Genomic DNA, 14,547 nt, shown 5'->3' with positions numbered 1-14,547 from the left:
GATGATCAGAAGCTTCAGGCATAAAGGCCTGCAACGCTATTTCGAAACGGGTTCCACCGCAGGCATTCATGCCCGCCATGCCAGAAAGATTTCTCTGCGGCTGGCGGTGCTGAATCAGGCGATAAGACCCGCTGACGTCGACTTACCGGGCTTTTTCCTGCATCCCCTGACGGGGGATCGTAAAGGTATATGGGCTGTGACCGTCAGCGGAAACTGGCGCATCACGTTTGAGTTTCGGGATGGCGATGTCTTCATCGTCAACGATGAGGATTACCACTGATGGCAACGATGTTTAACCCACCACACCCAGGCAGGCTGGTGCAGGAATCAATGGAAGCGCTCGGCCTCAGCGCCCGCGCGCTGGCCAAAGCGCTGGACGTCGCGCCGTCAACAGTGCAGCGGCTGCTGGTCGGCAAATCTGACGTCTCCCCGGAAATGGCGCTGCGTCTCTCGGCAGTCCTTGGCAGCTCGCCGCATGTCTGGCTGGGTATGCAGAATGAATACGATCTCTTTCATGCGCGCCAGTCTGTTGATTTCTCGCATCTGCAACGGTTGCAGAGGGCATAAAAAAACGGGCTGTGAGGCCCGTTTTTTTGTTGCGTTGCCGCTGAAAACACTCGCCAGCGTTACTCGAAGCGATAGCTGACGCTTGCGCCAACACCATAATTGCGGCCCGGCGCAGGCTCGTAGTAGCGGCCGTTGGATTCGTTAACGATGACCGATCCGACATACGATTTATCAAACAGGTTATCGACGCGGCCAAACACATCCAGCAGCCAGTTGCCGCGCTGGAATTTATAGCCGGTGTTGAGGCCAACCGTCGTGTAAGACGGCGCTTTGGCGGTATTGGCGTCATTAGCCATGATGCTGCTCATATAGCGCACGTCGCCGCCCGCGTACCAGCCGGTTTCCGGCTCGTAACCGAACGAGGTATAGAGCATATTGCGCGCGATGCCCGGCATCCGGTTGCCGTTACAGTCGCCAGTGCGACAGACGTTGGTGCGGTAGGTGGCGTCAAGGTAGGTCCATGCCGCTTTCAGCTTCCACGCGTCGCCGAACTGCTGGTCAAGCGCCAGTTCAACACCCTGACGGCGGGTTTTCCCGGCGTTTTTATAGCTGCTGCGCCCGCTGCCCACACTCTGATCCACGACGATTTCATTGTCCGTATCGGTCCGGAACAGCGCGGCGGTCAGCAGGCCATTGCCGATGCGCGTTTTGCTGCCGATCTCCACCGTATCGCTGGTGGATGGCTTAAGCGCGAAGTTCAGGCCGCTCTGGTTGCCGGAACGATAAGAAAGTTCGTTGATGGTCGGCGTTTCAAAGCCGCGGCCATAAGAGGCATAGACGTTCCAGGCGTCGGTCAGGGCATATTTCAGTGAGCCTGCCGGCAGCCACTTGTGATAATTGGCCTCGCCGCTGTCGTCGCCGTTGCCCGGCACGACGTAGAAATCGTTCGAGTCGAACCAGATATTGCTATAGCGCACGCCCGCGTCGAGGCTCAGTTTGTCGGTCAACTGCCAGGTGGTTTGCAGATACGGATCGACGTTCCACATCAGGTTGCGCTCGTTGCGGCGCAGGTTGCCTTTCTCGCCATACTGCGGCGCGCCGTTGACCAGGCGGTAGTTTTCAAAGCCTTTGCGGTCTTCGCTCATATTTTCGTAATCAAGACCGAGCGTGAAGCTCACCGGCAGGCTGAGCAGCGCGTCGCGGTGCGTCCATCGGCTGTCGATGCCCTGATAATGGCGGGTGAGGTCGATAACGCCGCCGGGGTTGGTGGGAGCCGCCTGGAAGCCCTGTTTGAACGACTGAAACTGCGTGGTTTCGCGCTCACCCGCGTACGCCATCACGCTGATATCGTCATTCTCTGTCAGCGCGCGCTCGTAGCGCAGGCCCGCCTGGGTCTGTTTCGTGGTTTTACGGGTGTTGAATTCATCGCCGCGCGGCGACTGGCGCGGGTTTTCACGCCACTCGTCGCGGGTCAGGCCGCCCGGATCGTTGGCTTTGATATCCACGCTGTTAAAGAGCAGCGTCAGCTTGCTGGCCTCGTCAAGCCGCACGCCGAGCTTCGCGTTAGCGAGGTTTTTACGCGCGCCGCTGTGGTCGCGATAGCCGTGGGTGGTGAAACGGGTCGTTGAAACCGTGTAATCGACATCGCCCGCCTGGGTGCCGTCGCCGGTCGCGCCGGACGCTTTCAGGCCGTAGCGCACGCTGCCGTAGCTGCCGTAATACGTGCCCGCTTCAATCTTCGGCGGCTGCGCGCCGGTTTCGGTTTTGACATTGATCACGCCGGCGGAGGCGTTGCCGTAAAGCGCCGAAAACGGCCCGCGCAGTACGTCCACGCTCTCAATGCTGTTGAGATCGAAATTCGAGGTGTAGCCCTGGCCGTCCGGCATCGTCGCCGGAATACCGTCCACATACATGCGGATACCGCGCACGCCGTAGGTGGAGCGGGAACCGAAACCGCGCATAGAGAGCTGCAAATCCTGGGCGAAATTTTGTCGGTTCTGAATTTGCAGGCCAGGCACGCTGCCCAGGTTTTCAGAGAGATTCACCTGCGGCGCGGCGTGACGCAGATCGTCGCCGTTGACGACGCTCACGGACGCGGGCGTATCAAGCTCGGAGATCCCGCCGGGCGCGGCGGTCACGATCAGGGTTTGTTCATCAGTGCCGGCGGCCTGCGCATGCGAGAAGGCGACAGGCAGCAGAAAAGCGAAGGGCGCATAGACAGCGCGGGAGATTTTCATGCGGTTTACAAAGTCCCGGAAGTAACAAAATCAATAAAATCTGTGAGGTAATATTAAACGTTGTGTAAATTTTTGAAAAACTTAACGGCACGTTGCGTTAACTCTGGCAAGTGTAGCCGCCTCTTGGTATTTAGCGAGCCGTAAAAAGGCTTCCCATCCTGAAAATAATGATTATTATTCTCATCCATAATAAAACGCCACGGCTCGATCGGGCAACGTTTTGCTTTTGGTTCCAGTGTGATGCAACCCATTTTGTTTTGGTTAAAAGGGAGTTCTTATGCAGTTACGTCACCTTTCCACGCCGCGCGCGCTGCTTGGCGCGCTGTTTATCGCCGGTACGTTTGCGACGTTCACCACGCAGGCGGCCGATGAGTTGCTGCGCAAGCCGGTCGGCAAAGGCGCGTATGAAATGGCCTACAGCCCGGCGGAGCAGGCGCTGTTCGTCGCCACGTCCCAGAGCCGCAAGCTGGATAAAGGCGGCGTGATTTACCGTCTCGACCCGACGACGCTGGATGTTACCCAGACCATTCATAACGATCTCAAACCGTTCGGTGCCGCGATTAACACCAAAACCAACACACTGTGGTTCGGTAATACGGTGAATGGCGCGGTAACGGCGGTGGATGCGAAAACCGGCGATGTGAAAGGGCGTCTGGTGCTTGATGGGCGCGTGCGTTCAGAAAGCGTGAAGCCATTGCAGCCGCGCGAGCTGGTGGTCGATGAAAACACCAATACCGTTTATATCGGCGGTATCGGTAATGAGAGCGAGATCTGGGTGGTGGATGGCGAGACGGTGAAACACCGCGCGAGCATTAGCGGCCTTGGTAAGTTCAGCGCCGGGCTGGCGCTCGACGCGGCTGCGAAGCGTCTGTACACCACCAATGCCGATGGCGAATTTATTACTATCGACACTGCGACCAATAAAATTCTGTCGCGCAAAAAGCTCGCTGACGACGGTAAAGAGCACTTCTTTATTAACCTGAGTCTGGATACCGCTAACCATCGCGCGTTTGTGGCGGATTCAAAACAGCCGCAGCTGCTCGTGGTGGATACCCGCACCGGTAACGTTATCAAAACCATCGAGACACCGAACGCGCTTGCGGTGCTGTTCAACCCGGTACGTAACGAGGTCTATCTGACGCACCGCGAGGCGGGCAGCATCAGCGTGATTGACGCTAAAGGTTACACTGTCACCAAAACCGTTAAGACGCCGGTACACCCGAACAGCCTGGCGCTTTCGCCAGATGGTAAAACGCTGTTTGTTACGGTGAAGCAGGCCTCCAGCCGTCAGCAGGAAGCCAGCAGCCCGGATGATGTTATCCGCATCGCGCTGTAAAAAATGGCCCCGCGCTGGCGGGGCTTTTTTAACGTTGCATTCCCCAGCGGCGCACCGTGGCTTTTTCCAGCGTGGCGAACACCAGACCTTCCACCAGCAGCCCGATGATGATCACTGTCGCCAGCCCGGCGAAAACCCGGTCGGTAAACAGCTCGTTACGGTTCTGGAAAATATACCAGCCCAGCCCGCCGTCGCCGCTTGAGGCGCCAAACACCAGTTCGGCGGCGATAAGCGTGCGCCAGGCGAACGCCCAGCCAATTTTCAGCCCGGAGATAATCGACGGCAGCGCCGCCGGAATCAGAATATTGAGCACCAGCCGCGGGCCGTTCAGCCCGTAGTTTCGCCCGGCCATCCGTAAGGTTTCCGGCACGCTCTGAAACCCCGACCACGTATTGAGCGCAATCGGCCACATCACCGAGTGCACCAGCACAAAAATCAGGCTCCCCTGACCAAGCCCGAACCAGAGCAGCGCCAGCGGCAGCAGGGCGATCGCGGGCAGCGGGTTAAACATGGCGGTCAGCGTACTGAGCAAGTCTCGCCCCAGCCGTGTGGAAATTGCCAGTGCGCTGAACACCAGCGCCAGCACGCTGCCAATGGCATAGCCTTTTAACAGCGTGCCGAGCGAGTTGATGATTTTCTCTGGCAGCTCGCCGCTGTGCATATCTTCGCTGAAGGCGCGCAGCGTTTGCCAGAACCCCGGCAGCATCAGATCGTTATTCTGAATACGCGCCACGCCTTCCCAGAGGGCGAGCAGCAAAATGACCAGCAGCGTTTTGCGTACCCAGGTCTGGTTCCACAGCCGGGTGGTGAGCGGCAGCGGCGTGTCCAGCGGCAGCGCGCCGGGGAGCGCGGTTTCACGCTGATACTCGGGACGGACGGGGGGCAGTCGCGCCATAGCGGGTCTCCTTCGCCGGTTGGGTGGTATTAACAGGAAACAACAGGTCATGAATGTGGCGGGCAGCCTGCGCAAACGCCGGGCTTGCAGCGTCATTCATGCCAAACTGGTGGCAGTTGATCTCCGCGCGCACCTGGCCCGGATGCGGCGAGAGCACCAGAATACGGCTGCCGACCATCAGCGCTTCTTCAATAGAGTGGGTTACGAAGAGCAGCGTAAAGCCGGCGTCCTCCCAGAGTTCCAGCAACTCTTCCTGCATATGGCGGCGCGTCAGGGCATCCAGCGCCGCGAACGGCTCATCCATCAGCAGAATTTTCGGCTTCATCGCCAGCGCGCGGGCGATGGCCACGCGCTGCTTCATGCCGCCGGAGAGCATATGCGGCAGCGCGTCGGCAAAGGCAGCAAGCCCCACTTTATTCAAAAAGTGCATCGCGCGCTCGCGCGCTTCGGCTTTGCTGGCCTGACGGCTCGCCACGAGCGGGAACATGACGTTTTCCAGCACAGTTTTCCAGGGCGGTAGCTGGTCAAATTCCTGAAACACCATCATGCGCTCAGGTCCTGGTTTAGTGACAACGTCACCTTCAAGGCGAATGGTGCCGCTCACGGGTGCCAGGAACCCGCCGATGGCTTTCAGCAGGCTCGACTTGCCGCAGCCGGACGGGCCGAGCAGGATGAACCGGTCGCCGGGCCAGACGTCAAAAGAGACCTCATGCGCCGCGCGAACGCGGCTTTCCCGGGTGCGGTACTCCAGGCTCAGCGCGTCGAGACGCAGCAGCGGGCCATTGGTCTGTGCATTCTGCATGGCTGCCTCCGTTAAAATGGCGCGTCGCCTTCGATGGTGGTGCGATAGAGTTTGCGGCGCAGGTGCGCCGGGCAGCCGGTCGCGAGATGGATCAGCGAACGGTTATCCCAGAACACCATGTCGCCCGTTTGCCACTGGTGGCGGTAGATATGCTCCGGGCGCACGCTGTGGGCCCATAACGCCTCCAGAATGTCGCGGCTCTCTGCCTCCGGCAGCCCTTCGATATGCGTGGTGAACCCTTCGCTGACAAACAGCGCTTTGCGCCCGGTTTCCGGGTGGGTACGTACCACCGGATGCGACACCGCCTGCACCTCGGCAAGCTGCTGTTCCGTCAGTTGCGGTCGCCAGTGGCTGCCAAATTTCGGGCGGCTGTAGGTCGCGGTGTAGGAGTGCACCGCCTTTTTGCCCTCTATCGCGCGCTTCAGTTCGGCGGGCAGCGTTTCATACGCCAGCTCCATATCGGCAAACAGCGTGTCGCCGCCTTCCTCCGGGAGCTCCTGCGCATAGAGCATGGAGCCGAGGCTTGGCAGCGTTTTATACGAAAGATCCGAGTGCCAGAATTTACCGGCATCGCCAAGACCAATCGGCTGGCCGTTCTCAATAATGTTCGAGACGATGAGGATTTCCGGGTGGTCAGGCAACAGGAACTGCTTCAGCACATGGATTTGCAGCGGCCCGAAGCGGCGGCTGAAATCGATCTGCTGACGCGGCGTGATCTTCTGGTCGCGGAACACCACCACGTGATGGTCGAGATGCGCCTGATGAATGCGCGCAAAGTCGGCGTTATTAACCGGCAGGCGCAGATCCAGCCCGGTAATTTCCGCGCCGAGGCGTGCGAAAGGCGTAATGGTAAATGGCTGCGCGGCAACCGGCGTGGCGTTGAGCGTTGTGGTCATCTGTTTTTCCTTTATCGTCGCAGGTGAATTAACTGCCGGGGTTTTCCCAGGCTTCGTTAAAGAAATACTCTTTCCAGCTGTCGGCTTTATTTTTTAATACGCCAAGCTCATGCAGCTTTTCGGCATAAATAAAAGTGCGTTGCGGTGAGACGGTAAAATCAATTTCCGGGTCATTCACAATTTTTTCGACTAACGCTTGCGGCAGACGCGATTTTTCGGTGCGGATATAGGCCACGGCCGCCGCCTTTTTATCGGCGTTGATAATTTTTGCCGCCTCGCTTAACGCCCGGTAAAACGCGCGGTACGTTTTCGGGTTGTCATCGTGGAATTTCTGGGTGGCGTAGAGCACGTTGAAGGTGGCCGGGCCGCCCAGCACATCGTAGGAGCTCAGGATCTTATGCACGTTGCTGTGCTCCAGCGCCTGATACTGAAACGGCGGGCTGGAGAAATGCGCGGTGATTTCAGACTTCCCGGCGACAAGCGCCGCGCTGGCGTCCGGGTGCGGCAGGCTCACGCTGAGTTTATCAAAGCGCTTATAGTCGTCGTTGCCATAAAGCCGGGCGGTTTCGATTTGCAGCGTGCGGGACTGAAAGCCCACGCCCGCCGCGGGTACGGCGATGCGGTCTTTATCGGTGAGATCGCGAACGCTTTTGACCGCCGGGTTATTACTCAGCAGGTAATTGGGCATCGAGCCGAGGGACGCGATGGCTTTGACGTTCTGGCGGCCTTTGGTGCGATCCCAAAGCGTGAGGAGCGGCGGCACGCCCGCCGAGGCGACGTCCAGCGCGCCCGAGAGCAGCGCTTCGTTCATGGCGGTAGCGCCGGAGAGCGTGCGCCACTCCACCTTAATATCGAGCCCCTCTTTTTTGCCTTCTTTTTCGATAAGCTGCTGGTCGCGCACCACATCCAGCAGTAAATAACCAATGCCGAACTGCTGCGCGATACTGATATTGCCTTCCGCCTGCGACAGTCCGGCAGCCGACATTAACGCCAGCCCGAGCCAGGCGCGCCCCGTGATTTTTTTCATGGCTATCCCGCTAATAATAAAAGTGAAGGGTGATATATCGTTCTGGCTTTTATCGTGCAGGGGCGGGATTAAAAATGAAAAGTGTTTATTGGAATAACTTAGCGCGAATAAATAAATGCTTTTTTTAGCGAAGCTTTGCCGGAAATAAAAAAAGCGGGCCGTCGCCCGCTGTGATTATTTTGCCGGAATGACCTGCGTGACCAGCGTCGGCATCTCCCAGGTGCCGCCAGCGCGGATAAGGCGGCATTCGCCGGTGGTGTAGTCTTCACTCTGAATGAATGTTTCACCATTCCACGTCCAGTTTGCGCCGCCCATGCAGTCGCCAATGCCGCGCCCGCGCTGTACGGAAGTGATAACGCCATTGTGGTAATCGTTGCCGATAAGCGTTATCAGCGTTGGCTTGCCTTTCAGCGCCTCGTCAATCACCCAGTAGCCTTCGCCTTCGTTATAGGCCGCGCGCCAGCAGGTCGCCGAGATCAGCGCTTTGTCATTGCTTAATGGCGTGACGGTCACCGGCTCGTTACGCAGCGTTTCATCCGTCAGCCCGTCGCAGCTGTCGCCGTCGAGTTTGGTGGCTTCAAGACGCGGTAGCAGCGTGGCGAGCGCCGCGCCGGTAAGCGTAGTGGGCTTTGCGTCGCTAACGGCGGCGGCGTTAATCACCGGGGCGGCGATCGGCGCAGGCACCGCGCTTTCCGGCTTATTGCCCTTTTTCATGAGGGCACCGGGCGTGCCGATGCGTCCCTGCACGTCATCCATTTTCAGCAGTACGGCGCTGGCACCGGCCTCGTAGGCATCGACGCGGCAGGTGCCGGTGTTATCGCAGACCATGCTCCAGTCTTTATGATTAAAGTAAGGCGGCTTCGGCGTGACGGCGGCGGCGCTGAGCGCCACACAGAGCGGCGCCAGGGCCAGCACGCGGCGGATTGCAGGTTTCATAACGGTTCCTTGTAGACGTAATGCAGCGCCATAGCGTGAAGCGCTGCGGCGTTTCGGACAAGCTACCAGTAATAGTACGCATAAAAAAAGGAGCCTTACGGCTCCTTTTCACAACACGCTATTTAATCCTGATGCGGTTGCGGCGCGGTGCTGTGGATCTCTGCCACGCGCTTACGCACGCCAAACCAGCCCACAATGAGCAGAATAGCGAGCACCGGAATGGAGGCCACGGTAAAGGTGCCGTTCGGGTAGTCGAACGCCATCAGTACGACAACCGCGGCCAGGAACAGCAGCGTCAGCCAGGAGGTGAACGGCGCGCCCGGCAGCTTGAAGGAGACATCGTCCGCTTTGCCTTCTTTGATGGCTTTGCGCAGGCGCATCTGGCAGACCATGATAAACGCCCAGGAAGAGATAATGCCGATAGATGCAACATTCAGGACAATCTCAAACACCTGCGACGGCACGAGATAGTTCAGGAAGACGCCGACAATATAGACGCAAACCGTCACCAGGATGCCCGCGAACGGCACCTGGGATTTGCTCATCTTCGACATAAACTTCGGCGCGGAGCCGCCCATCGACATCGAGCGCAGAATACGCCCGGTGGAATAGAGGCCCGAGTTAAGGCTGGAGAGCGCCGCGGTCAGCACCACCATATTCATGATGTCGCCGATATAGGGCACGCCAAGCTTAGAGAAGAAGGTCACGAACGGGCTTTGACCCGCCTGGTAGGCGTTCCACGGTAGCAGCAGCACCAGCAGCACCACGGAGCCGACGTAGAACAGGCCGATACGCCAGATAACGCTGTTAATCGCCTTCGGCACCATGGTCTGCGGATCTTTACATTCGCCCGCGGCGGTACCCACCAGCTCGATAGACGCAAAGGCGAAGACCACGCCCTGAATCAGCACCAGCGCCGGCAGCAGGCCGTGCGGGAACAGGCCGCCGTTATCGGTTATCAGATGGAAGCCGGTTGCGTTGCCGTCGAGCGGTTTGCCGGTGCCGAGAAATACCACGCCGACAATCAGGAACACGACGATAGCCAGCACTTTAATGAGCGCGAACCAGAACTCCATTTCGGCGAACCATTTCACGCCAATCAGGTTCATGGTGCCGACAATCGCCAGCGCGCCGAGCGCAAACACCCACTGCGGCACATCGCCGAACGCGCCCCAGTAGTGCATATAGAGCGCCACGGCGGTGATATCGACGATACCGGTCATCGCCCAGTTGACGAAATACATCCAGCCCGCCACGTAGGAGGCTTTCTCGCCGAGAAACTCACGGGCGTAAGAGACAAAACTGCCGCTCGACGGGCGGTGGAGCACTAATTCGCCGAGCGCGCGAAGAATGAAGAAAGAGAAGATGCCGCACACCAGATAGACCAGCGCCAGCGACGGCCCGGCCGCCTGGAGACGCGCGCCCGCACCTAAAAACAGACCGGTGCCGATAGCGCCGCCAATGGCTATCATCTGCACCTGACGGTTGCCCATCGCTTTGTGATAACCCTCTTCATGAGAGTTCAACCAGCGTCGTTTCGCGGCGCGATGCTCAGCCGCGTTTTGCTTCGTTGTTTTCATTGGTTTTCCTGTAGTCCTGTCTGAACCTGAACGAGCCAAAATAACCGACCGCCGTATACCAACCAAACGTTTGCCTGCGCTGGTTTTTTGTACGGCAAATGTTCGTCTTTCCTGTGATTATGTTGTGCGGATAAGACAAAACATGGCGCAGCATCCTAACCGCAAACCGGGGGCTTCGCAAAGCCTACCAGTAAGGGTGTGAACCAGAACGGATTAGCCCGCAAAAGTGTCAGGGTTGTTGTATGCGCGATAACCCAAATTCGACGAGAAAACGTCCTTTGTTATGGAAAATTATGGCGATTTGTCACAGCAAACCGGGATAATGGCGGTTTGTGTGCGGTGAATGAGGCGAGGAGAGCCGATGAAAAGCAAAGTCAGTGCGCTGTTAATGATGATAGTTCTTGCGAGCCATGCGCAGGCCGCGCCCGTTGCGCCACCGGATGCGGTCGTTAAGCCGTTGATGGCGCGTTACCAGATCCCGGGCATGGCGGTGGCGGTGTCGGTCAATGGCGAAACGCATTTCTGGCACTACGGCGTGGCGTCAAAAGCGACGCGCAAGCCGGTGGATGAAAAAACGCTTTTCGAAATCGGCTCGCTCAGTAAAACCTTTACCGCGACGCTCGCAAGTGAGGCGCAGCATGAGGGGAAACTGGATTTCAGCGCGCCCGCCAGCCAGTATCTTCCTGCACTGAAAGGCAGCGCGTTCGACCACGTGACGCTGCTGAACCTCGCCACGCACACCGCGGGAACGCCGCTCTTTGTGCCGGATGCGGTGAAAAACACCGCGCAGCTGATGGCCTGGTATCGCGCCTGGCAGCCTGAAAAGCCGGTCGGCACCGAGCGCGTATACTCGAATCTCGGGATCGGGCTGCTCGGGATGATTACCGCGAAGGCGCTCGATAAACCGTTCAGCGAGGCGATGGAGCAGGGGCTGCTTAAGGATTTCGGCATGACGCACACCTTTATCAACGTGCCGGATGCCGCGATGGACGACTACGCCCAGGGCTATAACAAAGACGACAAACCGGTGCGGGTGACGCCCGGCCCGCTGGATGCTGAATCCTATGGGCTGAAATCCGGCAGCGCCGACCTGCTGCGTTATCTGCAAATCCAGCTTGGCGAGCAGGAGGTGGCCCCTCGCTGGCGTCAGGCGATTAACGCCACGCATAACGGCTACTACCGCAGCGGTGAGTTCACACAGGGAATGATGTGGGAATATTATCCGTGGCCATCGCCGCTCTCGCGTCTTCTGGAAGGCAACAGCAGCCAGCGCATCATGAAAGGGCTTGCGGCCACCACTATTGTGCCGCCGCAGCCCGCACCAGAGGCCGCGTGGTATAACAAAACCGGTTCGACCAACGGGTTTTCCACTTACGCGGTGTTTATCCCTGAAAAGCGTATCGCGCTGATTATGCTCGCCAACAAGTGGTTCCCGAATGACGACCGCGTGAAGGCGGCGTATGCGATTATTCAGGAGCTTGATAAGTAACGCGCCATAAAAAAGGCCGCCCGTGGGCGGCCTTGTTGTGAATCAACGCGCTCAGAGCTGCGTGATCACCACATCCTGATCCAGACGGGATTTCGGCAGTTTGGCGTTGAAGTCGGCATCGCTGCGATAACCGATGGTCGCCACCACCACGCTGCGCAGGCCTTTTTCTTTCAGGCCCAGTACTTCGTCCATTTTCTCCGGGTGGAAACCTTCGATAGGCGTCGCGTCAAGACCCATCGCGGCCGCGCCCAGCAGAAGGAAACCGAGCGCCAGATAGGCCTGGCGGGTCATCCACTCGCGCTGTTGCTCCGGCGTTTCGCTGTTCAGGCCAACAAAAAAGCGGCGGCCTTTATCGTTACCGGCGCGCGCTTCTTCGCTGTCGTAACGGCCATCCTGCTGCTCTTTTTCCAGCAGCTGCAGCAGGTGCGCTTCGTTCAGCTCTTCTTTAATGGTGAACACCACCGTCATGGCGGCGTTTTTCGCTTTTACCTGGTTGGCGTCCATCAGCGCTGGCAGGATCTGCGCTTTGCCTTCTTCGGTGGTCACGGCAAAGAAGTGCCACGGCTGGGAGTTAACGGAAGAGGGGCTAAAACGCAGCAGATCCAGCAATTCCTGCTGCTGTTCGGCAGTCAGTTTACGGCTGTTGTCGTAGGCTTTGCTGGTATGGCGAGTGCGAATGATCTCATTAAGATTCATAAAACGTTTCCCGGTTGAATGCCGCGCCTTCATGGAGGGCGCGAGCAGGTTACACCATTGTTATCTTCGTTAAGGGAAACGATAGTAGCCTAAACCTGACGGCAGAAACACCTGTCGCCACGGGTAAGCCCGCTTGACGGCAAAAAATGCAAAAATCCGTGACGTTGTCACGAAGGCACCATCGCCTTGTCTTTAAAAAAGGATGAATTCCGCGGCGGGTTTCGGGCATGATGAAAAGCCGTTCACGTTAAGGAAACGTTATGCCGCATATCGATGTTAAATTCTTCCCACGCGATCTCAGCGACGCGCAACAGCAGGCGCTGGCCGACGAACTCACCCAGGTAATCGTGAAACATCTGCAAAGCAAAGAGAGTTCCGTTTCGGTAGCGCTTAAGGAAGTGCAGCCGGAGCAGTGGAAAAGCGACGTATGGGATACGGAGATAGCGCCACAGCTCGACACGCTGGCGCGCAAACCTGGCTACGAGATGTAAGCATAAAAAAACCCTGCCGGAGCAGGGTTTTCTTTTAAGGCCGATTATTTTTTCTCAACCGGCTTTTTCGACTGACGCTCTACCGGGGGCACAGAAGCGCCCATTTCCGCGCCGGTCACCGGGTTGATGCCCGGATCGGACTGCAGACGCTGTGCCATGGTCAGTACGCTCGCCTGCTGTTCCGGCGAAAGCTGGATATCAATCATACCGTCGCCTCCATTTACTGCCGGCTGCGGATCGGCGACGTACTCGAAGTTTTCGTCGCTGTTCCAGCTGCCGCGCAGGTCGTCACCTTTGGACATGTTGTAGTAAACATTCGTGTACTGTTCCACCGGAGGCAGTTTGCCCGGCGGGAAGTTATTACGAATAGAGTAGAGCGCTTTCTCAAACGAGAGCATATGCGCGACTTCACGGGTCATCAGGAAGCCAAGGGCATCTTTAACGCCCGGATCGTCCGTCAGATTGATCAGTCGCTCATAGATGATCTTGGCGCGGGCTTCCGCGGCGATGTTCGAGCGCAGATCCGCCGTGATTTCGCCGATCGTATCGATATAAGCGGCCGTCCACGGCACACCTGCAGAGTTGGTCAGCGGCGGCCCGCCCCCGTAAAGTACCTGGGTCAGATGGCTGTCGTTACCGGCCCCTGTAATAGAGCGGTAAATTTCGCCTTCGGTTTCGGTGGCTTCCGCCAGGTCACCTTTAGCGCCTTTGTTGAGCATCCCCACAAGGGAACCGATAATTTCCAGATGGCTCAGTTCTTCTGTGGCGATGTCCATCAGCATCTCTTTACGCGCCGGATCTTCATCACCCAGGCCCTGGGTGAAATAGCGGGTAGCCGCGGCGAGTTCGCCCTGCGGGCCGCCGAATTGTTCCAGCAGTAAATTTGCCAGACCCGGGTTCGGTTCCGCGACGCGGACCGTATATTGCATGTTTTACATGTCGGAACATCAGGTTCTCCTGTTTACACGACAACACTCAATTTATGCCTGCCATCAAAATGACAGGCCAATTAATCAGAATTTATTTTTTCGCTTCAACGCCGGGCGCGGCAGCGCGATTGAGGAACTGCTGAGTGACATCCGGTAAATGGTTCAGGCACCATTCCGCCATCGCAATTTCCTGTTCAAGGATCTGTTTAAATACCACGACACCTTGTTCGTCACCGACGGCTTTTGCCGCAGCGATCAGCGAGGTATAACAGGCAATTTCAAACTGCTCGAAGACGTAGCCGCTAATAGCGCCCTTTACGACTTCATCAGAGGCGAACATACCGCCCACGGCCTGGCCCATCGCCGTCATTTTGCTCATGGTGTCTTTTACAACAGAGGTCGAAACGTTATTTCTTTCAATAACAGAATTAATCAGCTGCTGCTGGTGGCGCGTCTCTTCCAGATGCTGCTCAAGACGTGATTTTAGGTCAGGGTAGTGCTCAATACGGGAGGCCATTGACTCCAGCATCTGTTCCGCTTGTTTCTCCATCGCATGAGCGTCACGCAGCCAGTCATGATAATTTTCTTCATATGTCGTCATAAATCACCTCTTCCGAAATATACAGTTACCTGTAAAGAAATATTTATGCGTCCTCTACAGAATTTATAAATTTGATACGCACTAAAAAGCGTAGCAGATATTTTTAAACGGGAGCGGTAATCCGG

General features: G+C 57.5%; 14 protein-coding genes and 1 pseudogene. 5 read left to right on the top strand and 10 right to left on the bottom strand.

Annotated elements, in window-relative coordinates; all coding sequences use genetic code 11:
* Nucleotide 1 precedes the first annotated feature (1 nt).
* Both AFK66_RS09930 and AFK66_RS09925 read left to right on the top strand, forming a co-directional pair.
* Nucleotides 2-280, top strand: a complete 279-nt coding sequence (locus AFK66_RS09930; protein WP_023898792.1) for a type II toxin-antitoxin system RelE/ParE family toxin — start codon at nt 2-4, stop codon at nt 278-280.
* The gene (locus tag AFK66_RS09925) at nt 280-567 is read left to right on the top strand and encodes a HigA family addiction module antitoxin (RefSeq protein ID WP_032968184.1); all 288 of its coding nucleotides are present in this window, start codon (nt 280-282) and stop codon (nt 565-567) included. The genes AFK66_RS09930 and AFK66_RS09925 overlap by 1 nt, the downstream gene beginning before the upstream one ends.
* A gap of 59 nt (nt 568-626) precedes the next feature.
* Here AFK66_RS09925 and pqqU read toward each other — a convergent pair whose 3' ends face one another.
* Nucleotides 627-2,744: a TonB-dependent receptor PqqU gene (gene pqqU / locus AFK66_RS09920; RefSeq protein WP_023898790.1), complete on the bottom strand. Its 2,118-nt coding sequence runs from the start codon at nt 2,742-2,744 to the stop codon at nt 627-629.
* 277 nt (nt 2,745-3,021) lie between these two features.
* Between pqqU and yncE the strand changes: the two genes are divergently transcribed.
* On the top strand, nt 3,022-4,080 hold the full coding sequence (gene yncE / locus AFK66_RS09915; RefSeq protein ID WP_007774908.1) for a 7-bladed beta-propeller protein YncE: 1,059 nt from the start codon (nt 3,022-3,024) through the stop codon (nt 4,078-4,080).
* Nucleotides 4,081-4,108: 28 nt separating this feature from the next.
* Here yncE and AFK66_RS09910 read toward each other — a convergent pair whose 3' ends face one another.
* From AFK66_RS09910 to ansP, 6 genes are all read right to left on the bottom strand, one after another.
* Nucleotides 4,109-4,975, bottom strand: a complete 867-nt coding sequence (locus AFK66_RS09910) for an ABC transporter permease (protein ID WP_007774909.1) — start codon at nt 4,973-4,975, stop codon at nt 4,109-4,111.
* A complete protein-coding gene (locus AFK66_RS09905) occupies nt 4,935-5,777 on the bottom strand; it encodes an ABC transporter ATP-binding protein (RefSeq protein ID WP_023898789.1) in 843 nt (280 codons plus the stop codon). Before AFK66_RS09905 ends, AFK66_RS09910 begins: the two co-directional genes overlap by 41 nt.
* Before the next feature lie 11 nt (nt 5,778-5,788).
* Nucleotides 5,789-6,673 (bottom strand): TauD/TfdA dioxygenase family protein, encoded by an 885-nt coding sequence (locus AFK66_RS09900; RefSeq protein WP_007774918.1) that lies wholly within the window; start codon nt 6,671-6,673, stop codon nt 5,789-5,791.
* A 28-nt stretch (nt 6,674-6,701) separates the two neighbouring features.
* Nucleotides 6,702-7,700, bottom strand: coding sequence for an ABC transporter substrate-binding protein (locus tag AFK66_RS09895; protein WP_007774921.1), 999 nt, complete (start codon nt 7,698-7,700; stop codon nt 6,702-6,704).
* Nucleotides 7,701-7,874: 174 nt separating this feature from the next.
* Nucleotides 7,875-8,636, bottom strand: a complete 762-nt coding sequence (locus AFK66_RS09890) for a DUF1176 domain-containing protein (protein ID WP_007774923.1) — start codon at nt 8,634-8,636, stop codon at nt 7,875-7,877.
* A gap of 122 nt (nt 8,637-8,758) precedes the next feature.
* Entirely contained in the window at nt 8,759-10,216 is a 1,458-nt protein-coding gene (gene ansP, locus AFK66_RS09885; RefSeq protein WP_007774927.1) for an L-asparagine permease, read from the bottom strand.
* Between the two features lie 361 nt (nt 10,217-10,577).
* Between ansP and blaCMA the strand changes: the two genes are divergently transcribed.
* Nucleotides 10,578-11,705 carry a CMA family class C beta-lactamase gene (gene blaCMA, locus AFK66_RS09880; protein ID WP_007774930.1) on the top strand — a complete coding sequence of 376 codons (1,128 nt, stop codon included), beginning with the start codon at nt 10,578-10,580 and terminating at the stop codon, nt 11,703-11,705.
* Nucleotides 11,706-11,756: 51 nt separating this feature from the next.
* Here the strand turns inward: blaCMA and nfsB are convergent, their stop codons facing one another.
* Nucleotides 11,757-12,401 (bottom strand): oxygen-insensitive NAD(P)H nitroreductase, encoded by a 645-nt coding sequence (gene nfsB, locus AFK66_RS09875; protein WP_007774942.1) that lies wholly within the window; start codon nt 12,399-12,401, stop codon nt 11,757-11,759.
* A gap of 260 nt (nt 12,402-12,661) precedes the next feature.
* On the opposite strand from nfsB, the gene pptA reads away from it, so the two are divergent.
* Nucleotides 12,662-12,892 (top strand): tautomerase PptA, encoded by a 231-nt coding sequence (gene pptA / locus AFK66_RS09870; protein WP_007774943.1) that lies wholly within the window; start codon nt 12,662-12,664, stop codon nt 12,890-12,892.
* A 44-nt stretch (nt 12,893-12,936) separates the two neighbouring features.
* Here the strand turns inward: pptA and AFK66_RS09865 are convergent.
* Both AFK66_RS09865 and AFK66_RS09860 read right to left on the bottom strand, forming a co-directional pair.
* Nucleotides 12,937-13,840, bottom strand: a pseudogene (locus AFK66_RS09865) (manganese catalase family protein).
* Nucleotides 13,841-13,912: 72 nt separating this feature from the next.
* A complete protein-coding gene (locus AFK66_RS09860; RefSeq protein WP_007774945.1) occupies nt 13,913-14,422 on the bottom strand; it encodes a ferritin-like domain-containing protein in 510 nt (169 codons plus the stop codon).
* Between the last annotated feature and the right edge of the window lie 125 nt (nt 14,423-14,547).

Source organism: Cronobacter malonaticus LMG 23826, from assembly GCF_001277215.2.
Taxonomy (GTDB): domain Bacteria; phylum Pseudomonadota; class Gammaproteobacteria; order Enterobacterales; family Enterobacteriaceae; genus Cronobacter; species Cronobacter malonaticus.
Note: the sequence above shows the minus strand (reverse complement) of the source record. Positions and strands in the feature narration are given on the sequence as shown.